This window comes from Sphingorhabdus sp., from assembly GCF_046596595.1.
Taxonomy (GTDB): domain Bacteria; phylum Pseudomonadota; class Alphaproteobacteria; order Sphingomonadales; family Sphingomonadaceae; genus Sphingorhabdus_B.
Window position 1 is genome coordinate 110,248 of record NZ_JBKJMB010000036.1, and the last position, 24,329, is coordinate 134,576.

General features: G+C 54.5%; 23 protein-coding genes and 1 tRNA gene. 15 read left to right on the forward strand and 9 right to left on the reverse strand.

The window, feature by feature from the left end:
- Positions 1-22 precede the first annotated feature (22 nt).
- From ACLL9E_RS03415 to ACLL9E_RS03425, 3 genes are all read left to right on the forward strand, one after another.
- Positions 23-1,396: a glutamate--cysteine ligase gene (locus tag ACLL9E_RS03415; protein ID WP_411290336.1), complete on the forward strand. Its 1,374-nt coding sequence runs from the start codon at positions 23-25 to the stop codon at positions 1,394-1,396.
- Between the two features lie 153 nt (positions 1,397-1,549).
- The gene (locus ACLL9E_RS03420) at positions 1,550-3,892 is read left to right on the forward strand and encodes a TonB-dependent receptor (protein ID WP_411290337.1); all 2,343 of its coding nucleotides are present in this window, start codon (positions 1,550-1,552) and stop codon (positions 3,890-3,892) included.
- A gap of 210 nt (positions 3,893-4,102) precedes the next feature.
- Positions 4,103-4,178 (forward strand) — tRNA-Trp (locus tag ACLL9E_RS03425).
- 492 nt (positions 4,179-4,670) lie between these two features.
- On the opposite strand, the gene ACLL9E_RS03430 is transcribed toward ACLL9E_RS03425, so the two are convergent.
- Entirely contained in the window at positions 4,671-5,270 is a 600-nt protein-coding gene (locus tag ACLL9E_RS03430) for a PEPxxWA-CTERM sorting domain-containing protein (RefSeq protein WP_411290338.1), read from the reverse strand.
- 421 nt (positions 5,271-5,691) lie between these two features.
- Here ACLL9E_RS03430 and ACLL9E_RS03435 point away from each other — a divergent pair, with 421 nt between their 5' ends.
- Positions 5,692-6,018 (forward strand): transcriptional regulator, encoded by a 327-nt coding sequence (locus ACLL9E_RS03435; RefSeq protein ID WP_411290339.1) that lies wholly within the window; start codon positions 5,692-5,694, stop codon positions 6,016-6,018.
- Between the two features lie 467 nt (positions 6,019-6,485).
- Here ACLL9E_RS03435 and ACLL9E_RS03440 read toward each other — a convergent pair whose 3' ends face one another.
- The gene (locus ACLL9E_RS03440; protein ID WP_411290340.1) at positions 6,486-7,190 is read right to left on the reverse strand and encodes a phosphatase PAP2 family protein; all 705 of its coding nucleotides are present in this window, start codon (positions 7,188-7,190) and stop codon (positions 6,486-6,488) included.
- Positions 7,191-7,997 (reverse strand): hypothetical protein, encoded by an 807-nt coding sequence (locus ACLL9E_RS03445; protein WP_411290341.1) that lies wholly within the window; start codon positions 7,995-7,997, stop codon positions 7,191-7,193.
- A gap of 532 nt (positions 7,998-8,529) precedes the next feature.
- On the opposite strand from ACLL9E_RS03445, the gene ACLL9E_RS03450 reads away from it, so the two are divergent.
- Complete coding sequence (locus ACLL9E_RS03450) at positions 8,530-9,387, forward strand: phytanoyl-CoA dioxygenase family protein (protein WP_411290342.1); 858 nt, start codon at positions 8,530-8,532, stop codon at positions 9,385-9,387.
- On the opposite strand, the gene ACLL9E_RS03455 is transcribed toward ACLL9E_RS03450, so the two are convergent.
- The gene (locus ACLL9E_RS03455; RefSeq protein ID WP_411290343.1) at positions 9,384-10,289 is read right to left on the reverse strand and encodes a DUF808 domain-containing protein; all 906 of its coding nucleotides are present in this window, start codon (positions 10,287-10,289) and stop codon (positions 9,384-9,386) included. The two genes, ACLL9E_RS03450 and ACLL9E_RS03455, sit on opposite strands and share 4 nt — an antisense overlap.
- A 227-nt stretch (positions 10,290-10,516) precedes the next feature.
- On the opposite strand from ACLL9E_RS03455, the gene secE reads away from it, so the two are divergent.
- From secE to rplL, 8 genes are all read left to right on the forward strand, one after another.
- Positions 10,517-10,717: a preprotein translocase subunit SecE gene (secE, locus tag ACLL9E_RS03460; RefSeq protein ID WP_411290344.1), complete on the forward strand. Its 201-nt coding sequence runs from the start codon at positions 10,517-10,519 to the stop codon at positions 10,715-10,717.
- A gap of 42 nt (positions 10,718-10,759) precedes the next feature.
- Complete coding sequence (gene nusG, locus ACLL9E_RS03465; RefSeq protein WP_315457354.1) at positions 10,760-11,296, forward strand: transcription termination/antitermination protein NusG; 537 nt, start codon at positions 10,760-10,762, stop codon at positions 11,294-11,296.
- A gap of 221 nt (positions 11,297-11,517) precedes the next feature.
- Entirely contained in the window at positions 11,518-11,949 is a 432-nt protein-coding gene (gene rplK, locus ACLL9E_RS03470) for a 50S ribosomal protein L11 (RefSeq protein WP_411290345.1), read from the forward strand.
- Between the two features lie 4 nt (positions 11,950-11,953).
- Positions 11,954-12,649: a 50S ribosomal protein L1 gene (gene rplA, locus ACLL9E_RS03475; protein ID WP_411290346.1), complete on the forward strand. Its 696-nt coding sequence runs from the start codon at positions 11,954-11,956 to the stop codon at positions 12,647-12,649.
- Positions 12,650-13,239: 590 nt separating this feature from the next.
- Complete coding sequence (locus ACLL9E_RS03480; protein ID WP_411290347.1) at positions 13,240-14,037, forward strand: hypothetical protein; 798 nt, start codon at positions 13,240-13,242, stop codon at positions 14,035-14,037.
- Between the two features lie 238 nt (positions 14,038-14,275).
- Complete coding sequence (locus ACLL9E_RS03485; RefSeq protein ID WP_411290348.1) at positions 14,276-14,623, forward strand: hypothetical protein; 348 nt, start codon at positions 14,276-14,278, stop codon at positions 14,621-14,623.
- Positions 14,624-15,456: 833 nt separating this feature from the next.
- The gene (gene rplJ, locus ACLL9E_RS03490) at positions 15,457-15,972 is read left to right on the forward strand and encodes a 50S ribosomal protein L10 (RefSeq protein ID WP_411290349.1); all 516 of its coding nucleotides are present in this window, start codon (positions 15,457-15,459) and stop codon (positions 15,970-15,972) included.
- Positions 15,973-16,046: 74 nt separating this feature from the next.
- Entirely contained in the window at positions 16,047-16,418 is a 372-nt protein-coding gene (gene rplL, locus ACLL9E_RS03495) for a 50S ribosomal protein L7/L12 (protein WP_411290350.1), read from the forward strand.
- Positions 16,419-16,500: 82 nt separating this feature from the next.
- On the opposite strand, the gene ACLL9E_RS03500 is transcribed toward rplL, so the two are convergent.
- On the reverse strand, positions 16,501-17,430 hold the full coding sequence (locus tag ACLL9E_RS03500; RefSeq protein WP_411290351.1) for a hypothetical protein: 930 nt from the start codon (positions 17,428-17,430) through the stop codon (positions 16,501-16,503).
- Between the two features lie 254 nt (positions 17,431-17,684).
- Here ACLL9E_RS03500 and ACLL9E_RS03505 point away from each other — a divergent pair, with 254 nt between their 5' ends.
- The gene (locus ACLL9E_RS03505; protein ID WP_411290352.1) at positions 17,685-18,221 is read left to right on the forward strand and encodes an adenine phosphoribosyltransferase; all 537 of its coding nucleotides are present in this window, start codon (positions 17,685-17,687) and stop codon (positions 18,219-18,221) included.
- A 5-nt stretch (positions 18,222-18,226) separates the two neighbouring features.
- Here ACLL9E_RS03505 and ACLL9E_RS03510 read toward each other — a convergent pair whose 3' ends face one another.
- The 4 genes from ACLL9E_RS03510 to ACLL9E_RS03525 all read right to left on the reverse strand — a co-directional run bounded on the left by ACLL9E_RS03510 (position 18,227) and on the right by ACLL9E_RS03525 (position 22,565).
- Positions 18,227-18,964, reverse strand: coding sequence for a class I SAM-dependent methyltransferase (locus ACLL9E_RS03510; protein WP_411290353.1), 738 nt, complete (start codon positions 18,962-18,964; stop codon positions 18,227-18,229).
- Between the two features lie 11 nt (positions 18,965-18,975).
- Complete coding sequence (locus ACLL9E_RS03515; RefSeq protein ID WP_411290354.1) at positions 18,976-19,440, reverse strand: acyl-CoA thioesterase; 465 nt, start codon at positions 19,438-19,440, stop codon at positions 18,976-18,978.
- A gap of 1 nt (position 19,441) precedes the next feature.
- Complete coding sequence (locus ACLL9E_RS03520) at positions 19,442-20,653, reverse strand: LL-diaminopimelate aminotransferase (protein WP_411290355.1); 1,212 nt, start codon at positions 20,651-20,653, stop codon at positions 19,442-19,444.
- A gap of 88 nt (positions 20,654-20,741) precedes the next feature.
- Positions 20,742-22,565, reverse strand: coding sequence for a DEAD/DEAH box helicase (locus ACLL9E_RS03525; protein WP_411290356.1), 1,824 nt, complete (start codon positions 22,563-22,565; stop codon positions 20,742-20,744).
- Positions 22,566-22,712: 147 nt separating this feature from the next.
- Between ACLL9E_RS03525 and ACLL9E_RS03530 the strand changes: the two genes are divergently transcribed.
- Positions 22,713-24,305, forward strand: coding sequence for a PHA/PHB synthase family protein (locus tag ACLL9E_RS03530; RefSeq protein ID WP_411290357.1), 1,593 nt, complete (start codon positions 22,713-22,715; stop codon positions 24,303-24,305).
- Positions 24,306-24,329: the final 24 nt, after the last annotated feature.

Here is a 24,329-nt window from a genome sequence, read left to right on the forward strand (position 1 = left end):
CTGACATTTCTAAACCGCCGCTATGAGCACCAAAACCACTTCGGACCGCATATATCCCGTCATCGAGACGCGCGACCAGCTGATTGCCGCTATTGCCAAGGGCGAAAAGTCCAAGGACCGCTGGCGGATCGGGACGGAGCACGAGAAATTTGTCTACTCCCGCGCTGACCACCATGCGCCGTCTTATGACGAGCCGGGCGGTATTCATGATCTGTTGATGGCGCTGACCGAATTCGGTTGGGAACCAGTTTACGAAAATGGCAAAGTCATTGCCATGAGCGGAAGCGACGGCACCGTCAGCCTCGAACCAGCAGGACAGCTTGAACTGTCCGGAGCGCCGCTTGAAAACCTGCACCAGACCTGCGCCGAAACCGGCCGGCATTTGAAACAAGTAAAGGCGATTGGTGACAAGACCGGCACTGGCTTTTTAGGCCTTGGACTTTGGCCCGACAAAACGCGCGCCGAACTGCCGATCATGCCAAAGGGCCGCTATGAAATCATGTTGCGCCATATGCCACGCGTTGGCAGCATGGGGCTCGACATGATGCTGCGCACCTGCACGATTCAGGTCAATCTCGATTATTCGAGCGAGGCGGACATGGCGCACAAGTTCCGGACCTCGCTTGCGCTTCAACCCTTGGCCACTGCCCTGTTCGCTAATTCGCCATTCTTGGAAGGCAAGCCGAACGGCTATCTATCCTATCGCAGTCATATCTGGTCTGACACCGACCCGCACCGCACTGGTATGCTGCCCTTCGTGTTTGACGAAAATTTCGGCTACGAACAATATGTCGATTATATGCTCAAGGTGCCGATGTATTTCGTCTACCGCGACGGCAAATATATCGATGCGGCCGGCCTTGATTTCCGTGACTTTTTGAAGGGCGAACTTTCCGTTCTCCCAGGTGAAAAGCCAACGGTCAGCGACTGGGAAGACCATATGTCGACTGCATTTCCCGAGGTGCGCCTCAAAAGCTTTCTCGAAATGCGCGGCGCGGACGGTGGCCCATGGAACCGGATTTGCGCGCTTCCCGCTTTCTGGGTCGGCTTGTTATACGATCAGGGCGCGCTGGATGCCGCTTGGGACGAGGTAAAGCATTGGACCATGGAAGAGCGCGAGACGTTGCGCACCGCAGTGCCTGTGCAAGGGCTGAACGCATCGATTCCCGGTGGCGGCAAGCTGCTTGACCTTGCGGGGCGCATACTCGAAATCTCATCCTCAGGCCTGGCCGCGCGCAATTGCCTTAACGCCAGTGGTGACAATGAAACCGGCTATCTTGACCCGCTGCGCGAAATCGTCGCAAGCGGCAAGACGGTAGCGGAAGTATTGCTGGACAAATATCACGGCGAATGGGGCGGCGATGTGTCACGCGTGTACGACGAGATGAGCTTCTGACGGCATAGTGCCGAAGTGCCACAGTGCGTGTAAAATTTCACTGTTGTTGCAAAGCTTTGTTGACGCTGCGGCCGGGCATCGTAAAGCCGCATTCGGTATCAGGAGCGCGCAACAGACCGCCGCTCAATCATTTGTCACACCGGGGAGAATCACATGCGCTCTGTACGCTCAACCTTAGTATCCAGCGTCGCGATTGCCGTCGCCGGTGCTGCCCTTTTCATCGCACCTGCCGCTTATGCGCAGGACGAAAGCGCGCAAGATAGCGCTACGCTTGGTGAAATTGTCGTCACCGCGCAGCGCCGCGAAGAAAATCTGCAGGATGTACCTTTGTCCGTTACCGCCGTCAGCGGCGACCAGCTAGGCGCCATCACTGCCGGCGGCGTTGATATTCGCGGTATTTCGGGACGCGTGCCCAGCCTTTTGGTTGAATCATCCTTTGGCCGGACATTCCCGCGTTTCTATATCCGCGGCCTTGGCAACACGGACTTTGACTTCAACGCATCGCAGCCCGTCAGCTTGGTCTATGACGACGTCGTTCTGGAAAACCCGATCCTCAAGGGCTTTCCGATTTTCGACATCGAGCGCGTCGAAGTGCTGCGTGGTCCGCAAGGGACGTTGTTTGGGCGGAATACGCCCGCAGGCATAGTGAAGTTCGACAGCGTTCGCCCAAGCGATGTTGCAGGCGGCTATGGCAAGATTTCCTATGGCCGTTTTAACGCCGTGAATTTCGAAGGCGGCTTTGGCGGACCTTTGGGGGAAAAGGTAAGCGTCCGTGTATCGGGCATGTATCAGCGCCAGGACGATTATGTCGACAATGTCGTCCCCGGCAAAACGACCAAAGACGCATTTGAAGGCTACAAGGAATATGCGGCGCGTCTGCAATTCCTGATCAAGCCAAGCGATGATTTCGACATCTTGCTGACGGGTCAATTCCGTTCGCTGGACGGCACTGCGCGCCTGTTCCGCGCAAACGTGTTCACGCGCGGGCAAAAGGGCCTGAATGCCAATTACAACCGGTACCGCGTTTCTACCGACGGCAAGAACGAACAAAGCGTCGATACCCAAAACATGACTGCGCGCATGACCTATGACGCAGGCCCGGTATCGTTCATTTCAGTCACCAGCTATTGGCAAGGTGACGCAACATCGGTGGGCGATGTCGATGGTGGCTTTGGCGCCAACTTCCTGCCGCCAAATCTTTATGGCCCTGGCCAGATTCCATTCACCGCCGAAACCCGCGACAGCGTTCCAACATTGAACCAGTTTACGCAGGAATTCCGTATTGCCAGCAACAATGATGGCCCGTTGAGCTATCAGGCGGGTGTATTCTACTTTGACGAAGACCTCAGCATCGTTTCGGAAAACTACTCGACGCTTGGTGACCCGAACAATGCACCCGATGGCGTCAACATCATCGTGTCGCAACGCCAGAACAGTAAGGCGTACGGCATATTTGGTTCGATGACCTACCAGTTGAGCGACCAATTCAGCGTCACGGGCGGCCTGCGCTACAATGACGACAAGCGCGACTTTGTTGCTGTACGCAGCAAGGATAGCCAGTTTCCCGGCTTCCTGCAGAATCCACTCGGCACGGTCAGCCGCGATGTGAGCGACAACAATCTGACGTGGGACCTGAGCGGCACATATGCGGCGACCGATGACGTAAACCTGTATGCCCGCGTTGCACGTGGCTACCGCGCGCCATCGATTCAGGGCCGCATATTGTTCCCGCCAGCAACGGCCACCCCGTTGCAAAGCGGTGTAACCGTCGGCCAGTCCGAAACGATCACTTCGTACGAAAGCGGCATCAAATCGACGCTTTTGGACGGACGGGCCCGTTTCAACATCAACGGCTTTTATTATGAGCTGAAGGATGCGCAATTGACCGCAGTTGGCGGCGGCGTGAACGCCAACCGCCTGATCAACGCCGACATGGTGCGCGGCTATGGCTTTGAAGCCGACTTGGAATTCAAGCCGTTCCCTCAATTGCTGCTGACGGCGGGCATCAGCTACAACAACACCAGCATCCGCGATGCGAACCTTACGACGGCAGCCTGCGGCGCTGTGCGTCTCGACACTTTCCCGAACGTGTCCTTGTGTACGCCGCTTGACCCGATTGTCGTTGCTGCAGCGCCCTTCTCGGCTGCCATCGTCAATATCAACGGCAACAGCCTGCCGCAGAGCCCCAAATGGATTGCCAACTGGACAGCGCGTTATGGCGTGCCTGTCGGCAATGGAGAGGTTTATGCCTTCACGGATTGGGCGTACCGGTCGAAAATCAACTTCTTCCTGTATGAATCGGTTGAGTTCCAGGACAAGAGCATGCTCGAAGGCGGCCTGCGTGTCGGCTACAAAACCGACGCCTTTGATATCTCGGCGTTCGTCCGTAATATCACCAAGGATACGTCTGCGGTCGGCGGGATTGATTTCAACAACCTGACAGGCTTCGTCAACGAACCACGCATCTGGGGCGTTGAAGCCGGGTTCAAGTTCTAAGACGTCCCGCATTCAAAAACAGTTGTCATCCCCGCGAAAGCGGGGATCCATGGTCTTATCTAATAGTTTAAACCAACCAGTCAGACCATGGACCCCCGGTCAGGCCGGGGGTGACAATCTTTTTAACGGCGCGCGATATTGTCGAAAGCGTACTTGCCCCTGACCGATATCGGGGTTAAGGGCACATTCCTTCGCTGCAAAGCGGAGTGCAGGAGTTTAGCTCAGTTGGTAGAGCATCGGTCTCCAAAACCGAGGGTCGTGGGTTCGAGTCCCCCAACTCCTGCCATTTTTCAATGGTTTAGCTGATTTTAGAGCTGCGGTGTTTCCGTAAACAATTTACGTAATACCCTCACTTTTCCGTATTTTTTATAATTTCATAAGCTGATGTCTTGATTTTATTAATTGAGCATCGGTTTCGTTACACGAATTGGCAATCGCTTTGTTAAGCGCGAGACTCCAGACAAACTATGAACCAACGGTACGTAACGACGGTGTGAACTTGTTGCCATGATGTCTACAATTGCGGAGCAAGCGGACAAGCGGCATTCAGGCGATTGAAGCTGATAGGATCTGCTCGCACAAACTTGGTTTCGACGGCTTCGCCTCCATTTCCAAATATCATTGGTCTTAGCAATGCCGCGGTAAAAGAGAGTTCACTGCATTTATAAACCAGCGAACCCTGATCCAGAGCGGAAACGTCGCACTAATCTTTACAGCAGACATAAAAAAAGCCGCCGATCCTAGGACCGACGGCTATCATTCAATTGAATTGAGAGTGTTAGGTGTAGCGAACGCGCAAAGTCTGCTTGTCCTTACGACGCATTGCAAAGCCGACACCCGTCATGCCGAGCAGCATAAACATCCACGTGGCGGGCTCTGGCACAGCGCCCATCTGTCCAGTTCTGAAAAGGACTGCGTTCGACAGCCCATTGCGATTAAAGTCAAAACTATCGACTCCTGAGCCTGCATCGAAGCGGAAAAACGAAGTTGCGCCTCCGCCTTCATCACCGCCTCCACCATAGTGAATGCCGATAAATGTCGTGCCTACGAGTAAAGAAGAGAAGTTGATCGAGTTGCCCGACAGTTCGTCCAACTTCTGCAAGTAACTCCCGTCGCCTACATACCCAAGCGCTTTCAAGGCAGCCAAGCCCGGGTCTTGAACAGTTCCCTTGAGAAGGTTTTTTTCATACCCCCCGGCACAGGCATTTGCGGTAATGCCGGTAAAGCTTATCGCGGAACACGACGTTGCCGTGGCTGGCGGGCCCACCACAACCGTAGCCGCGCTGGCCGGAACCGCTCCAAGACCTACACCTAAACACAAAGCGGCAACGCTGTACGCAGATAGCCCGCGTTTACCAGTCATAGAAAGATTTTTCATAATACACCCCAATTATACAAAACATTATCGTTCAATGCATTGGAGCGACCCACCCTCTTTCCGGTAGCATTTGAAGTTTCCTTCTTAACAAACTGTTAACGATTCGTGGAGTCATATTTTTGACGCGTCCCAATTCGAGACGCATTTGAGACCAGGGATTAACTCGCAATGGCTCCTGTCGGTTCAATACACATAAGGTGGTTGTAGATGCCAACAGATTAGGAGACCAAATACGCAGTATCGACCCAATGTCAGCGTCCCCTTCTGCACGCGATATCAATGATTGGATAGGGACCTCTCAAAAGTTCAAACTGCGTGTCAGCTCCCGCAATCGAACCTCTGGTTCCGTTTTCGCAGGCTGATCGGATTCGAATAGCGCCTATTGCGGCGACGAACCACGGGTGTTCTCTGGCCCGCAGGAATGTGTTATCTTGATTTTAATCACGGTTTATCCCCTAAAAAAGAGAGAAAACTCCTAACGTCAACCGGCTTGAGGCAGGACGATCTCCACACCTCTGATGAGGCACCGCCTATACCGGCATTGGTTGTTCGGCGCGTAGTTTTAGACCGTTGTAAGATATCTCAAGCTGCGCTCGCTCGCATAATGGGCATTTCCCGACCTTGGCTAAATCAAATGCTAACCGGTCGAAATTCAATGTCCCCTGAATTCGTTCTCCGCGGAGGCAAGTTAACAGCAACAAATCCACTTTATTGGACCACCTTGCAATCGAGGTTTAATCTTCATTAGGAAAATATTGAGCCTCAAAAGACCTTGGACAAGTTGGCTGAGTTGACGGTGCATGAACATGTTGCCTAGGACTGAACTCTGGTAACGAAATGTATTATTTTCGAGCAAAGCAGCTCCTGAAAATGACGCGGCGCTATCTTAAAGCAGATATTCGTTCACAGGTAATTCTCTGAATTATAGTCGTAACTTCATGACGCGTGGAATATGCGGTGGCAGTTGTGCCGCCTGCATCGACCGGTAAACGTCTGATTTCAAGCGTTCAGCATAACTCTCGTTCGACCGAAATTGGGTCGCTTGCTGACTGTCTGCTTTTGATCCCGGCCTCTCTTAGGCGGACCGTCCGTTCTGGGGCGTCCAATGATCGCTTTTTATAAACTTATTATGGGTTGGGAGCGGATATCAGCGCGGTTGCCATCGCAGACGGCGGTTTCATTAGTTTTTACGCGGTCTATCCAACATCAATCTAATCACTGCATCTTTATCTTCTGCCGACGCACGAGAAATTTTGCGATCAGCGAGCAAAGGACAGCCCAAATTGCGCCAATGCACCATCCAGCTATCACGTCGCTGGGCCAGTGGACGCCCAGATAGACGCGGGTGGCACCCACCAGAATCGTAAGCAGGATCGCGATGCTGATAAGGTAGATGCGAACCGTGACGAGCTCCTGCGACCGCGCCACGAGCGCGGCCAAGGTGAGATAGACCATGGCGGAGTTCATGGCATGACCACTGGGGAAACTGGCCGAAGTCACCTCGACCAGATGGGGAACCAACTCTGGACGGGCGCGAACGAAAAAGGCTTTGAGCCCGCTACTGACCACTGCCCCGCTGGCTATGGCCGTTGCAACGAACAGCGCCACATAGGCTTTGCGGTCGGCGACGAGATACCCGACAACCAGCACGGTAACGAAGGTGAGAACCGTCACACCGCCCAGCGCAGTGATGTCGATTGCCGTTGCTTTGAGCCATACCGGTCCGATTGGCAGTCCAGGATCCCTGTCGGTCCTGAGGCCGCGAAGGATTAGCTTGTCGAGGGCGAAGGTATCACCCTCCAGCACCTCCGACCCCAGCCAAAACATGCCAAGCAGGCCAAGCGCCAAGCCCAGGAAAGTCACGAGGAATTTGCTGTCGATGCGATGTGGACCGAGCAAGGTGGGAAGCAGACGTGGCATCTACAGCTTATTCACGCTCTTTGGCTGACTTCCGGCTCGCTGGGGCACAAGCAGAATAAGCAAGACAATTGCTCCTGCGAGCACGGCAGTTGCCAAAGGCCGGCTAAAATCCAGTCCTCCCTTGGCAATCGGCTTGTCCAAAAGATCGCCGACGGTGGCTCCCAGTGGGCGGGTAAGGATGAAAGCCGACCAGAAAAGCATGACTCGTGAGATATGGGTTAGAAAATAGAGCGCCGCCAGAATGGCAAGGATGCCCCCGAAAAGTAACGCAGCGCCGGAATAGCCGAGCGATCCATCTGCCACCCAGTCTCCAAGCGCGGTGCCAAGCGTTTGCGAGAAAGTTATCGTGATCCAATAAAACGTCTCGGCGCGTGCGGTATCAATGCGATTTACGTCGACTGTTCCGACGTCACGGTGCCAAGTAAAAAGGGAGATTGCTACCAAGCTGAACAGCAGTAAGGATCCTCCGGGGTAGCCAAGGCCCATTGAACGCGTGGCGAAGTCGGCAAGCGTCGTCCCCGCCGTCGTTGAAGCAATGATGGTCGCCCAATAAAGCCAAGGGCTGAAGCGGCGCGCTCTAATTTGCAGCCAGACGAGCACGATCAATATGATACCGAAGATAGCTGTACCAATTAGATAGCCGTTCAAGCTGCTGCTCGCGGCGCCTGGGGTCGTCTCGCCCAGCCAACTCATGCTCACCGCATCGCCGCCTGTCTCACCCAGCGTTGTCGCCAAAATCTTGGTGACCCAAAAGGCGAGGGTGACCGCAGGAACCTTACTCAGATTGTTGGTCGTGCGGTCGTCCATCTCGATTACCTTTGATATGGCCCTAGCTCATCGCTCGTACGCGGATGCATGGACGACCGCAATTGCGTCGTTACCGCAAAGTCCGCTTTTGATTTAGATATCCAGTTATCCGCTGCGCAGTTTTCCACTCACGGTATGTCTGCTGCTTTGGCGCATTAAGGGTTGGATATCTTGCTACGATGAGAATTTTGCGCGGATGAATTTAAATCGAACTGTTCTGAATTCCAGTCCGCTCCGCAGCAGCGATTGCTCACTTTTTAGTACTGAAGGACGAAATTCAAGATTGGACATTGCGCCCCCCCCTCCCGCTTGAAAACGGGCTGCGTTCGGCCACGGTTCGGTTTACACCATATGTGTAAGTGTCGGGGAGTTAGGGGAAGGTTATGGACAAGGTTTACAAAATTATACAATAAAAACAATGGCACGGTTGGTCTCCAAAACCGATGGTCGTGGGTTCGAGTCCACCAACTCCTGCCATTTTCTTGACAATCTGACCGCTGGTTGCGACGCTTTGTTTTCTTGTGGAGAGAGAATGATGATGAACTGGCAGGCAATGCTTGATGACGCGCCGGCGTATCGCGCGAAACGTGAGGAGTTTGACCGCGAAGGGTTCGTGCTGTTCGAGTCGGTCCTTGATCAGGCAATACTGACGGAAATCCGCAACGCTCTTGCCCCGTATCTCGCCGCGGACATTGCTGGCCGTAATGACTTTGAGGGCCTGAAAACCAACCGTGTATATGCGATGCTTGCGAAGGATCGCATATTTGCCGATCTGGTCTGTCACCCGCTTGCGCTTGCTTTTGCAGAGTCCGACCTTGGCAAGGAATGCCTGCTGTCTGCATGCCTTGCCATCAACATTCACCCCGGAGAGACCGTCCAGCCGTGGCATTATGACGACAGCCATTACCGGCTGCCGCGCCCCCGCCAGTCAATGGGTGTGAGTGCATTCTGGGCGATCGATGAGACCACCGAACTGAATGGCGCAACCGAGATCATTCCGGGCAGTCATATATGGCCCGAACAAAATCTGCCTGGCGGAAACACGCTGGCGACATTTGGTGACAAAAGAGTGCGAAACGTAGACGATGATCCCGGAGCGCGGTCGGACAGCGTGCAGGTGACGATGAAACCGGGTTCGCTTATGCTCGCAAAAGGCACCTTGTGGCATCGCGGCGGCGCAAACCGGTCGGGCGAAAGCCGCATGATCATCACCCCGCAATATTGCCCCGGCTGGACACGGCAGCTGGAAAATATGGCTTTAGCAGTGCCCCCCGCCATCGCGGCGACTCTGCCCGAACGCGCGCGGCAGTTGATTGGCTACTCAATCCATCCACCCTTCATGGGATATGTCGACGGCATGCATCCCAGCAGAGTGCTGGCAGACGCTTAATCCGCCTTGCGCTTCGCAATCTGGTGGTAAACCAGAACGATTACGGCGCCAATGGCAAGCCCGACAATACCGCTTAACGCCGCATCCGCGACCCAAGCCAGCGCGCCTTCATACAGGCCCAAAAGGTTCGCGGGATAAATGCCAAAGCCGTGGACGATAATCTGCCCGCCGACCCAAAGCATCGCGGCGGTGCCGATGGTCGACAATGCCGCAAGCAATTTGGGCATGCCTTTGACCAGCCCGCGCCCAATCGCCTGCGAGCCGCTGTTGTCGCGGCTCGCCATGTGAAGGCCAATATCATCCATTTTCACGATAAGACCGACCACGCCGTAGACGGCAATGGTGATGACAATTGCGACAAACGCCAGAGTTCCAGCCTCAAGCCAGATCGATGTTTCAGCAAGGCTTTTTACTTCGTTTAGTGCAATCGCCATGATTTCAGCCGACAGGATGAAATCGGTGCGCACCGCGCCCTTCACCATTGCGGCTTCGTGCTCTGTGCTCGTCAATTCCGCAAGTTCTTCGACGAGGCTCACTTCCTCATGCGGGGCAATTTTCTCCCAAACCTTCTCCGCGCCCTCGAAACACAGATAGGCGCCGCCCAGCATCAGGATCGGGGTGATCGCCCACGGCAGAAACACGCTCAAAAGCAACGCCACTGGCAAGATGATCACCAGCTTGTTGAAGAATGACCCCTTTGCAATGCGCCAGATAATCGGCAATTCGCGGTCAGGGGTAAATCCGGTGACATATTGCGGGGTGACTGCGGTATCGTCGATGACAACGCCAGCGGCCTTACTGCCTGCTTTGCCGGCAGCGGCCGCCACATCATCTACCGAAGCGGCAGCCACTTTTGCTATCGTGGCAATATCGTCGAGTAAAGCAGCAAGACCGGATGGCATTTAGACAATTCCTTGGCGTGGTGAGCCTTCGGAGATAACCAAAAACCCCCAAAGTTCAAGGCCGTTTGGTGTCAACCGATCGACAAGCCCGCTTTCCGAAACAGACTTGCCTCACATCGATTCCCGCGTTAAAGGCCTAGTCTTTCCGAAATAGGAACCTATATCGCTCTCGACCCGCCGGTCGGAGCGCTGGCGGCTATCCTCGGGATCGAACAGGAAGAAACGAAATGGCAAAGACAAGCCCAGGTGAATTCATCCGTCAGGTGCGGACTGAGATCGGCAAGGTAGTATGGCCGACAAGGCAGGAAACCGTGCAGACCGCGATCATGGTGTTAATCATGACGATCATCCTTGCCATTTTCTTTTTGGGCGTCGACGCGGTTTTTGCCGCAATCGTAAAGGGACTGCTCGCACTAGCCGGGAGCTAAAAGCAGCCCCTCGGAAAAATTTTGGGGAATAGAATAGATATTATGGCACGCTGGTACATCATTCACGCTTATTCGGGCTTTGAAAACAAGGTCCGCGACCAGATTCTGTCAGAAGCGGAGCGCATTGGCCTATCGCAGCTGGTCGAGGCTGTCGAAGTTCCCACCGAGCAGGTCACGGAAGTGCGCCGCGGCAAGAAGATCAAGGCCGAGCGCAAGTTCTTCCCCGGCTATGTTCTGGCCAAGCTCAACATGAATGACGACGTGTACCATTTGGTCAAGAACACGCCAAAGGTTACCGGATTTCTCGGCGCGGGCAACAAGCCGCAGCCAATCAGTGAAACCGAAGCCGCGCGCATCCTCAACACCAAGCAGGAACTCGAAGCTGCACCAAAGAAGCGCGTGTCGGTCGACTACGAAATTGGCGATCAGGTCAAGGTGCTTGGCGGACCATTTGCAAGCTTCAATGGCTTGGTCGAAGAACTAGATTTCGACAAGAACCGCGTCAAGGTATCAGTCAGCATCTTCGGCCGTGCAACGCCGGTTGAGCTGGACTTCGAAGAAGTCGAATTGATGAAGTAATGGCGTTCTCCCGTTGGGGAGAATGCGATGCAAGGCCGCGGTCTGCCTTTTGATAGGCTAAGCTTGCTTTTCCGGCGCGCTTGACCTATTTGCGCCGCTCTTCCGATGAGAATCAGAAGAAACCGTGCGGGAGGCTTTCTTCGGATTGCTGTTTGACCGCTTAATTTGATCCGCTTGTCTCATAAGGGATTTGGCGGAGAAAGAATGAAAGGACGCCTTTAATGGCAAAGAAAATTAGCGGCTATATCGGCCTGCAAGTACCTGCAGGTTCAGCCACCCCATCACCGCCAATCGGCCCAGCATTGGGTCAGCGCGGCGTGAATATCATGGAATTCTGCAAGCAGTTCAATGCCGCCACTGGCGACATGGAAAAAGGCACGCCCATTCCAACCAAGATCACCGTCTTTGCAGACAAGAGCTTCACCTTTGTCATGAAGGCGCCACCAGCGACCTATTTGATCAAGAAGGTTCTTGGCCTGAAGTCTGGTTCGAAAGAGCCTGGCAAGATTACCGCTGGCAAAATCACACGCGCGCAATTGGAAGAAGTCGCCACCATCAAGATGGCCGACCTCAATGCGAACGACATGGACGCAGCCGTTAAAATCATCGCAGGTTCGGCTACGGCCATGGGCCTTCAAGTAGTGGAGGGCTGATCCGATGGCTAAGCTGACGAAAAAAGCAAAGTCGCTTGCGCATCTCGATGCCGACAAGCTGTATGGCGTTGATGAAGCGCTGAAGGCGATCAAGGAAATGGCGACAGCCAAGTTCGACGAAACTATCGAAGTTGCCATGAATTTGGGCGTTGACCCACGTCATGCTGACCAGATGGTGCGCGGCATGGTTTCGCTTCCTGCCGGTACCGGCAAGGACATGAAAGTTGCTGTGTTTGCACGTGGCGACAAGGCTACCGCAGCAACCGCTGCTGGCGCAGACAAGGTCGGCGCTGAAGACCTGATGGAAGACATGCTGGCTGGCAATCTTGATTATGACCGCGTGATCGCAACGCCGGACATGATGGGCATTGTTGGTCGCTTGGGTAAGACCTTGGGTCCAAAGGGCCTGATGCCTAACCCAAAGCTTGGCACAGTCACCATGGACGTTGCCGAAGCCGTGAAGGCTGCAAAAGCTGGCCAGGTTGAATTCCGCGTTGAAAAGCAAGGCATCATCCACAGCGGCATCGGCAAGAAGAGCTTCTCCGATACCGACCTGCGCAAGAACTTCGACGCGCTGGTCGATGCTATCGTGAAAAGCAAGCCAAGCGGATCGAAGGGCAAATATGTCCGCCGCGTAGCCATTAGCTCGTCAATGGGCCCTGGCCTTAAAATTGATTTGGCGGACGTCGCCGGCGTTTAATTTCGATGGTCCGTCATCCTGAACTAGTTTCAGGATAACGAACGTTGGCTTGTTATCCTGAAACAAGTTCAGGATGACGATAGATTTAGAATAAGGGGCTGGAGGGAAACCTCCGGCCCTTTTTGTTTGGATGAACGCCTGAAGAATGGGCAGCGCAGAATCCTGACACTCATTACTCGTCACCCTGAACTTGTTTCAGGGTCTGTTTATCCAATTTGGCTCTAAGCGCGCTGCAAGATGGAACCTGAACCAAATTCAGGCGGTATAGCGATAGTGCAGAAATGGTCAAACGATGACCACAGTGGATAGTGTTCCCACAACATTTACGGTCATACAGACAATGATTGTCAGTCGTTGGTACCTGCCATTTGTTCATATTTGACCGAGGGGCAGCTTTTGGGTGATCTCCTACGAAAGCCGACTTACCGGACACGACAACATTGCTGCCGCTCATTCATATACTGGCAGCGGCAGGTTGAACTAAGAATTTGATGGGAGACTCACGAAATTAATGTTTAATCCATCAGATTGATGGAGAAATGTACACAATGGCTGCACCCGAATGAGGCCATGTTTGACGAGGGTGTATTATGCGGCAGAAACGTCTGTTAAATTATTTCGTATTATTAGCTTTCTTCGCCACGTGTGCTTGCGGCGACAGCTGCGTTTTCAGCAAGCGGTACCCCGACTATCGCTATCGTCTTACGGTGGAGGTCGAAACGCCGGAAGGTTTGAAAACGGGTTCAAGCGTAATTGAAGTTAATACAGCAGTGTCAGGCAAATATTCGATTGTCGGCCCAAACAAAGTAAATATGAAGATACGCGGAGAAGCAGTATCGGTGAATCTTGGCTACAGGGGTACATTATTCGCTTTGCTAAGGTCCGAATACAGCGAAGATTGGGCGCAGTACGCGCTGTTTTCTGCGCACGAACCTGTAAAACCTCCAATACTTACTTTTGGCAATCAGAGGGAGCCAACCTTTGAGGGACAAATGAAGAGTACGCTCAGGCGGCAGGGGAATTATTATGTCGAGCAATATCCGAATAACGTTTCAACTCGACCCGAGTTTCGCAACGAAGGCGGACGTAAAACCAGCAACTATCCGTACATGGTTCGTTTTAGAAATATCACTGATCCAGCCAGCATGGAAGCTGTTGACCCTAACAACCTTATTAAATCATTTGGAGAGGGGGTCGCACTCCGCCGCATAACTGTCGAGCGGACTGAGGACGCAGTTACCTCTAGTATTCAATCGAAACTTCCTTGGCTGAATCGCCTCGCGGAAGAGCGCAGTCCGCTAATTCCTGATCCTCATCGATCTAAGGAGGATACAACGTTGATCCGCCGAATTGGCTCAAGCAGTTTCAGCACAGAGCTTAACAATTAGGCTTCTAGTGGCCGTATGTTGCTTAAAGTTCGAAAGCGTCATGTCTCTTTCCTACAACATCCCAGCCGCCTGGTTAACTGATTGGCGACGCTAAATGCGAACTGACCGAACACGACAACATTACGGACATCGCTGCTCGTTCCGGTGCCGTTAACATTTCGGTCCTTTGAACCTTTGGGGACTTCCATTACTCAGACTGACTTCAGGGTCGGCCTTCATAGGAGGAAAAGGGATGCGAGTGACGAACGTAATGGCAGCTCTATTCTTTGCGCTGGCAGCTTGCAGCGTGAGCGGTCCGGATGGCAATGGCGGTGGCGCTGTCAATGGCAGTTCTGACGAAGTCTATGATATCCGAGTAACGGCAATGTGGTCGTGCCAAGCCGAGGCCATTAAAATCCTAGAGCACAACAATCTCCGAAGCCGAACAAATGCTCCAGCAAGCAATGACCAACCATTCGATGTTTTATACGGCTGGACAGATCGACCAAATGCGGAAAAAATTGCAAATGATATTAGGGCTCTCAAATGCCTGAACAAAGTCGTCGTTCAACAAACCAAAAAGGGCGATTTGTGTCCTTCATGCTAAAGCTAAGGCACTTCGCGAAACATGCAAGTTGACGGCAAATGCAAATCACCTGTAGCCTTCGTAAGTACGATTCGAGCAGAGGGCGACGTTTAAGTCCGCTAACCACAACATTTAGACATTCACGACAACAAAAAATCGCATCGGAATAGGACATTCGTTCACGAATGTTGGAGCCATGGTCCACGGTGGTCATCATTTGACCATTTCTGCACCATCGCTATGCCTCCTGAATCAAGTTCAGGGTGACGGTTAGTGAGAACTTAGGCCCTTTTGTTGGGCGACTTCCGAATGATTGACACAACCCCTTGCAATGTAGGATTTGGCCTGTCAGTTTAATCAGGCAACATCGCCAACCGCCCAATGGCTGCAGGGGCATGCACTCAGCCTCAAGCATTTCAAGCGATGGTTTAGGTGAGACCTTAGTGTGACTTTCCGAAGCAAAAAGCCTAGAAATCCTGACCTAAACCCCGGGCCGTTATCCCCGCGTTCGCGAGGATGACGAAATGTGTTTAGAATAACTCCCTCCCCCGCCGCGCTTGACTCTCCACCCAACCCTGCTAGTGGCAGCGCTGTCCGGTGAAGCGACGGCTTCACCGGCAACCGTCCGAGACAGTTGGCGATGGGAATATGCCCATCTTAATGTCCAGCCTAGACGGGGATAGAGATTTCAGGATTGTCTTTGGCCATCCTTCGCCACCGCTCCGACCATGCGTCGTCTGCGTTCGGCATGAAACTTCCCCACGGACTAAGTCAGCGGAACACCCATCCGGGTGATTCGCTTTTCGTGTTGGGTTGGGCCGGTTCGCCGGGACAGCCCGAATAAGGAGTAATGCATGAACCGTTCTGAAAAGACCGAAACAGTTGCATCACTGAACGCCACTTTTAATGAAGCGGCGGTTGTCGTTGTTACCCGGAACCTCGGGCTGACAGTTGCACAATCGACCGACCTTCGTTTGAAGATGCGCGACGTGGGCGCAAGCTACAAGGTTGCCAAGAACAGTCTTGCCAAAATCGCCCTTGAGGGAACGCAATATGGATCGGTAGCTGAATTGCTTACCGGACCTACGGCGCTCGCCACATCGTCGGACCCGGTCGCCGCTGCAAAGATTGCGGTCGAGTTCGCCAAGACCAATGACAAACTTGAAATTGTCGGCGGTGCGATGGGTGACACTTTCCTCGATGTAAACGGTGTAAAGGCGCTGGCTTCATTGCCATCGCTCGACGAACTGCGCGCTAAGATTATCGGGCTTGTACAAGCACCGGCAACGAAGATTGCTCAGCTCACGACCGCACCTGCAGCGAAATTGGCTCGCGTATTTGGTGCCTATGCTGACCAGAAGGCAGCATAACTTTTGAAATGAAACCGGCTGCGTCCATTTGGGCGAGCCCTACAGATATGACAGAAAATCGGAGTGTTATTTAAATGGCTGATATTGAAAAGCTCGTAGAGCAACTCTCAACCCTGACCGTTCTTGAAGCGGCTGACCTTGCAAAGGCTTTGGAAGAAAAGTGGGGCGTAAGCGCCGCTGCTGCTGTTGCTGTTGCCGGCCCTGCCGCTGCTGCTGCACCTGCTGCTGAAGAGCAGACTGAATTTGACGTTATCCTGACCGGCGACGGCGGAAACAAGATTGCAGTCATCAAGGAAGTCCGCGCAATCACGCAACTTGGTCTGACCGAAGCAAAGGCTCTTGTTGAGTCCGCGCCTAAGGCAATCAAGGAAGCCGTGAACAAGGCAGAAGCCGAAGAAATCAAGGCGAAGATCCTTGCAGCCGGCGGAACCGTCGAACTGAAGTAATTCGGTTTCGGAAGGTTATCTTTTCGAATAAGCAAAAAGGGCGGAGCCTTGGCTCCGCCCTTTTTCTATGCGTGTTCCAACGTTATCCGACGGTTTCAGCTGTCGGCGCGGGCTTCATGTCGCGCAGGCGCCCTGAAAAACCGTCTTTGTTTGCAAATAACGGATCCGTTATTGGTGTATGCACGTCTTTGCGGGGCGCAAACAAAGGATCGGTTATCGGTGCGGCGACCGCAGCTTTGCTGAACAACGGGTCAGTCATAGGGATGTCGGACCGCGCATCGACTATTTTGGGTTCCATTGGCCGAGCCGCCACAAACTGCGGCGCAACTGGCTGAGCCACAGGTGCCTGCGGAGCGGCCACGATTGCGGCCGGTGATACAGGACTATTCTTCACCTGCTGGCTGGATGAGGCATCACGTTGACGCGGCGCAGCCGTATGAGAACCGCGGCGGCGCGCAACGAATACGCCCCCTAAACCAAGAGCCGCAAGCAGCGCGGCAATTCCCGCAAACAAGGGCAGTTCATTATCACCCCCAACCTGTGGAGTTTCGGCCGTAGGAACTTGGCTTATATTATCATCTACAGTGCTAACCGCTGTCGTGCCGACAGGTTCAGCATCCATTGGGGAAATAGCTGGCTCGTTAATAGTCTGCGCCGGTGCTGCAGGCTCAAATGGAGCGACAGCCGCACGCGGGACGGGAGATACTCTTGAAGTGGTTTGCACAACCGTCTTGTTGCGCGGTGTCGGCGTGCGGACGGATTTAGCTTGCTCCTCCGCCTTTGCTTCCTCGAGGGCAGCGGGGTTCACCACGTCATTTTGGGCCGGTAATGTCCTGACGATTGGTGGCGGATTCACTGGAGTTTCGGCAGCAGGCTGAGCTGTGCTTTGCACTACCGGCACTGGAACGGCCACAACCTCCGCGTTTTGCGCTACGGCCATCGACGATCCCGCCATTAATGCCGCAACAAATGCTATATGTGTGCATGACTTTACATGAAGTGCTTTCGTCATATCGCTTCTCCTAAAAGGTAACGCAATACAAACGGTTGAACTCAGGAGTCGGACACATGCGAGCCGCCGTGACGTGCCGCTTAGGCGACGAGACGACTGTTACGGGCGCGCATTAATCTGCCGTTCAGCAAAATTTGGTCGATGACTGACCTGACCATGCTGTCACCTGCGTTGCTAACGTGGCCCCAAATCGGACCTTTCACCAGGTGCAGTTTTTTCTTTGAATTTCCGCATGGCAAAGGCAGTTAGGGCACATGACTGACAATGCAGATCTTGCCGCCTTAATACGAAATATTCCGGATTACCCCAAACCGGGGATCATGTTCCGTGACGTGTCTAGCCTGCTTTTAGATGCGCAAGGCTATCGCACTACGATTGACCGGCTAGCGGCTTTGGTTGACCCAGACACCACGCTGGTCGCCGGCATCGAAGCACGCGGCTTCATCGTGGCGTCCGGTCTGGCTTATGTGCTTGGTTTGGGACAGCTGATGCTTCGCAAACCTGGCAAGCTTCCCGGCGAAAAAATCGGCACCGATTATACGCTGGAATATGGAACCGACCGGATTGAAATGCATGTCGGCCATGTGCAGCCAAACCAGAAAGTGCTGCTTGTCGATGACCTCATTGCCACTGGCGGTACTGCAATGGCGGGCGTTGAACTGATCCGCCAAGGGGGTGGCCGCGTAGAGCAAGCCCTCTTTATCGTCGACTTGCCTGACCTTGGGGGCGCTACAAAGCTGCGTGCCCATGACATCCGCGTTCAGTCGCTGATCGGCTTTGACGGCGACTGATCAGCTCATGGCGTTTGCGGATATCGCGAAGCGCAGGTCTTGATGTCCTTGGGTGCGGGCCGCTCGCCATTGACTTCAAACCGGGCGATATATCCCCCCAGTTTCAGCTGTTCGGTAAATCCCGTCAGGCGATAGCCGACTGCGTCAAATTCACAGAACAACAGTTTCGGCGGAATACCGTGCCGATCAGTCGCGCGGTCGCGGTCGACAACAATTACTTGGCCGCCCTTGGCCAGCGCGGGCCGCATGCGCCAGAGGAAGGCGTAAGGTTCTTCGATCTCATGATACATATGCACCATGAAGATCCGGTCGAAACTATTCTCGGGCAGGCGGGGATCGTCGACCGCGCCTTCTTTAATCGCGACATTATCGAGCTGCTCGCGTGTCACGCGCTCTCCGAGCCGATCGAGCGCGCCGCGGTTGATATCCTGCGCCAAGACGCGGCCTTTGCGTCCAACGCGTTCGGCAAGCCGAATGGTGTAATAGCCCTCGCCCGCGCCGATGTCAGCGACGGTCGTTCCGGGCTGAACACCTGCCCAATCCATCACAAATTCGGCTTCGCCTGCCTCATCGCGTGCAGCTTCGGTTGAAAATTCGGTATCGCCAGCTTGAGAGACCATCCGGTCAGGCCGCGGAAATTCACGGGAGGTCGCATTTTTATCCTGGGATGCAGCTTCTGGCGAGCAGCTGGCCATCAACAACAGCAGCCCGGCTATCCCCATCGCCCTGACTTTCTTATGCATATGCATCCCGCCTACCCTTCGGCCAGCGCAAGTGGTGTGCCGTCGGCCTGCGCGTCGAACGTGGTGAACACATGCCTGACCCAATCGGGCAATGGAATTGGCCGATGCACTTCAAGGTCAACATGCACGCTGACCAGATCAACCGTGGCGCGCAAATCGTCCGAACCGTCTTCAGTCGCACCATGGATTTCAACCAGCTGAGTCATGCTTGTGCGGCCAATTGCGGTCGTTCGCGCCATGACTTCGATCAGTTCGTCCGGCTTGATTGGCGCAAACCATGTAACCGTCGCCTTCTTGACATGGAACTCCAACGGTTCTCCATCAGCATGTTCACGAAACTTCACGGCGCGCCAATATTCGGTAATCGCAACATCGGCATAATCGAGATAGCGCGCGTTGAAGACGACGCCTTGTGCATCGGTTTCGGACCAGCGCACGCGGAAGCGGTGATGAAAGGCAAAGTCGTTGCGTGCCATTTCAAATCGCCTTTGACTGGCCGGGGGTGTTGACCCCCATCGACTGCAAGTATTTCTTCACGTTGCGCGCAGCCTGGCGAAGCCGATGGTCGTTTTCCACCAAAGCAATGCGGACATAGCCTTCGCCATCTTCGCCATAGCCCACGCCCGGGGCAACCGCGACCTTTGCCTCGGTCAGCAACTGTTTGGAAAATTCAAGGCTCCCCAAATGCGCTAAAGCAGGGGGAAGCGGTGCCCATGCAAACATCGAGGCACGCGGCGCGGGAATATCCCAACCTGCGCGCCCAAACGCGTCCACAAGGATGTCGCGGCGCTTGTGATAAAGCAGGCGGTTCTGTTCGACAATGTCCTGCGGACCATTGAGCGCTGCACAGGCAGCCGCCTGAATGGGTGTGAATGCGCCGTAATCGAGATAGCTTTTCACACGAGTCATTGCCGCGATGAGCTCACGGTTGCCGACCGCAAAACCGACCCGCCAGCCTGCCATTGAATAGGTTTTGGACAATGACGTAAATTCGACAGCGACGTCCTTGCCGCCCTTTACCTGCAATATGGACGGCGTGGGATTACCATCAAAATAGAGTTCCGAATAGGCAAGGTCGGACAATATCCATACCTTGTTTTCCTTAGCCCAAGCGACAAGCCGTTCGTAGAACGCGAGGTCCACTGTCTCGGCCGTCGGGTTGGACGGGTAATTGACGACCAGTATCGACGGACGCGGAACCGTGAACGCCATTGCCCGCTCAAGCGACCGGAAGTAATTCTCGTCGGGCGTGGTGGGTACGGACCGGATCGTCGCGCCTGCAATTATGAAGCCAAAGGTGTGGATGGGGTAGCTCGGGTTTGGCGCAAGCACGACATCACCCGGCGCGGTAATCGCGGTGGCGAGGCTCGCCAAGCCTTCTTTCGACCCCATCGTGACAACGACCTCGGTCTCGGGATCGACATCGACCCCGAAACGTCGACCATAATAATTGGCCTGTGCCTTACGAAGCCCTGGAATGCCTTTGGAAGCCGAATAACCATGCGCGTCGGGCTTCTGCGCCACTTCGCACAGCTTCGCGATCACATGCGCCGGCGGGGGCAAATCAGGGTTACCCATGCCTAGGTCGATTATGTCCTCACCCGCCCCGCGCGCCGCCGCACGCATCGCGTTGACTTCAGCGATGACATAAGGTGGCAAGCGTTTGATGCGGTAGAATTCTTCGGACATTGGCTCCCGTTTCCGGTTATCTATTTCAAGAGCCGCCTTCATGGGCGAAGTTTCCGCCCATTTCCACAAAAACTATATCACACATCGATTACCGGGGCCGGTTACCCTTTGCCTTATGCTTCACGCCATGTTTTGACGGCGGTGGGCCGTCCTTGCGGAACGGACGAGCGCCGTCGCGGCTGAATGAACCGCCGCGCGGACCGTCGCCACGTGGACCGCCTCGTGGTGGACCGTCGCCGCGAGGGTTCACGCCCAATTGCGACCGCTGTGGCCGTTCGCCATCGCGGCCCATGCGCTTGTTTTCGCGCGCGGCTTCGCGGGGCGGACCGTTCGCCTGCACGATTTCAACGTCATTGTCTTCGTCGTGACCGGGCTGCGCAATCGCCTTGGTAAACTTTGCGACAGCTGCTGCTGCGATACCTACGTGGGTTTCATTTGCAGCGATACGAATGGCGCCAATGTCGTTCTTGGTGACACCGCCACGACGGCACAATAATGGCAATATCCATTTGGGATCAGCATTGTTGCGGCGACCGACGTTCAGTTTGAACCAAACGGAATCGTCAAACCCGGCGCGATGATCGTCGCGTGGACGCTCACGGCTGCCGTCGTCCAGCAAATCTTCGGCTTGCGGCATTTTGGCGCGATGAACCCGAACCAATGCAGCGGCAATATCTTCGGCCGACATTGTCTCAAGAAGTTTTGCACCCAAAGCGCGATCTTCATCCTCGACTTCAACGGGGGCCAAAAGCGTTTCGAGCAAACGATCATGATCCTTCGCACGAATATCTGCCGCCGTTGGAACCTTGATCCAATCCGCTTCGATCTTTGCACCGCGCAGCATGGACTCAACGCGCTTGCGGCGTTGATACGGCACGATGAGAACAGCTGTTCCTTTGCGACCCGCGCGGCCAGTCCGCCCCGATCTGTGCTGAAGACCTTCGGCATCGCGCGGAAGTTCTACGTGCACGACCAGCGAGAGGTTGGGCAAATCGATGCCACGTGCGGCAACGTCGGTCGCAACACAGACGCGCGCACGGCGGTCACGAAGCGCCTGAAGCGCTTGGTTGCGTTCCGATTGCGAATGCTCGCCCGACAGGGCCACAACATTAAATCCGCGCTCAGTGAGGCTGGCATGAAGACGGCGGACATTTTCGCGCGTCGCGCAAAACAGTATAGCTGTTTCTGCTTCGTGAAGCCGCAGAAGGTTGACCACGGCATTTTCGATGTCCGGCGGAGCAACCGTAACAACCTGATAGCTGATATCGCCATGGCCGCGGTCTTCGCCAACGGTCGAGATACGCAAGGCATCGCGTTGATAGCGCTTGGCGAGCGAGACGATCGGCTTGGGGATCGTCGCAGAGAACAGCAATGTCCGCCGGTCTTCAGGCGTGGCATTCAATATTTCTTCAAGCTCTTCGCGAAAGCCCATGTCGAGCATTTCATCGGCTTCATCAAGGATGGCAACCTTTAACGCGGACAGGTCAAGAGCGCCGCGCTCGAGGTGGTCGCGAAGCCGTCCCGGCGTTCCGACAACAATCTGCGCGCCTTGGTTAAGCGTGCGCCGTTCTTTCGACGCATCCATCCCGCCAACGCATGTCGCGATGCGCACACCGGCTTTGCCATAAAGCCACATCAGTTCGCGACTCACCTGCAAAGCCAGTTCACGAGTCGGCGCAATAATGAGCGCAGCAGGCTCACGTGCTAGGCTTACAAGCCCGCCGTCCAGAATTTGCGGTGCCATGGCAAGGCCAAAGGCAACGGTTTTTCCGGAGCCGGTTTGCGCGGAAACAACCAAGTCGCGGCCAATGGCTTCATCTGTGATAACGGCGGTTTGAACAGGAGTGAGCGCAGTATAGCCACGCGCGGTGAGCGCTTCGTCGAGAAGCGGAGGAATATTATCAAATGTCATTATGCCGCGCCTTTGCGCTCTTTTTTGTTGAATGTCCATGCTGCGCTGCACAACAAAACAATCTTCGACAATTTCGTTTGCTTTGATATGCCCTTGTACATGGCCGACTCATCAAAAATTCCGTCTTTCATGGACCCCAGCCAGTTCATGAATATATTTGAGCAATCCGCCCTAACGACCACTGACCCGATGAAAGCCTATCAGGCGGCTTTGGATGCTTGGGGCGCAGTGCTTGAGCCGCTGGCCAAGGCAGGCCATGACAAAGTCGATCCTGCGGACCGGCGTTTCGCTGCGCCGCAATGGGAGCATCCGGTCTTCGACATTATGCGCCAAAGCTACCATGTCATGTCGGATTATTTACTGTCCGCCGCTGACCAACTGGAGGGCGTGGCGGAAGGTGACAAAGCGAAAATCGGCTTTGCCTTGCGCAGTATCATCGAAGCGATGAGCCCCGCCAATTCGCCCTTTACCAACCCGGTAGCCCTTCAACGCGCAATGGAGTCGAAGGGCGCAAGCCTCATGTCAGGCATGCAACATCTGATGCACGATTTGCAGCAGGGCCAATTGACGCATACAGATTCGACCGCGTTCACGCTGGGTGAAAATATCGCGGCAACGCCGGGGAAGGTTGTCCACCAAACACCCCTATATCAACTCATCCAATATGATCCCTCGACTGAGAATGTCTTGGAAACGCCGTTGATCATCTTCCCGCCTTGGATCAACCGATTCTACATCCTCGATCTGACGGCGGAAAAAAGCTTCATCAAATATTGCGTTGACCAAGGCATCACGGTGTTTGTGGTATCCTGGAAATCGGCGGACAGTTCGATGAAGGATATAATCTGGGACGACTATATTGCCGCCCAAATTGATGCGATCGATACTGTTCGCGCTGGCCTTGATGTGCCCGACGTTCACACGATCGGCTATTGCGTCGCTGGCACTACCTTAGCGGCGACGTTGTCCATCCTCGCGGCGACGGACGCTGCGGACAAGGTCAGGAGCGCAACCTTTTTTACCGCACAGGTGGACTTCAGCACCGGCGGCGAGCTGCTCCATTTTATCGATGACAACCAAATTGCGATGATGGAAGCGCTGAGCGCGCCCCAGGGCTATATGGATGGCCGTTTCCTTGCGCTTACGTTCAACCTACTGCGCGGGAAGGACCTCATCTGGTCTACGGTCGTAAAAAACTACCTGTTGGGCGAAGATTACCCCGCGTTCGACCTCCTCCACTGGAATGGCGACGTCACGAATTTGCCAGCAAAATGGCATCGCGATTATGTCGTTGATCTCTATCGCGACAACCGGCTTGTGAATCCGGGCGATATGTCGGCATTGGGTACGCCGATTGACCTTCGGCGCGTAAAGACTCCAACCTATATTCAGGCAGGGCGTGAGGACCATATTGCGCCTGCTGAAAGTGTCTGGAAGTTACAGGATCATTTTACCGGGCCGACCAAATTCGTGTTGGCCGGCAGCGGGCATATCGCTGGTGTGGTCAACCCGCCGGCACAGATGAAATATCAATATTGGACCAATGACTCGGCCACCACTTCGCTCGATGCCTTTATTGAAACCGCGACCGAGACCAAGGGCAGTTGGTGGCCTGATTGGTTGGCGTGGCTTTCAGACAAAGGCGACGCGCAGGTGCAAGCCACTGCTGCCCGCATTCCCGGTCAAGGCACCCTGAAGGCACTTGAATCCGCACCGGGTAGCTATGTGAAGGCACGTTGAGATCTGATTGACGTTTACGTAAAC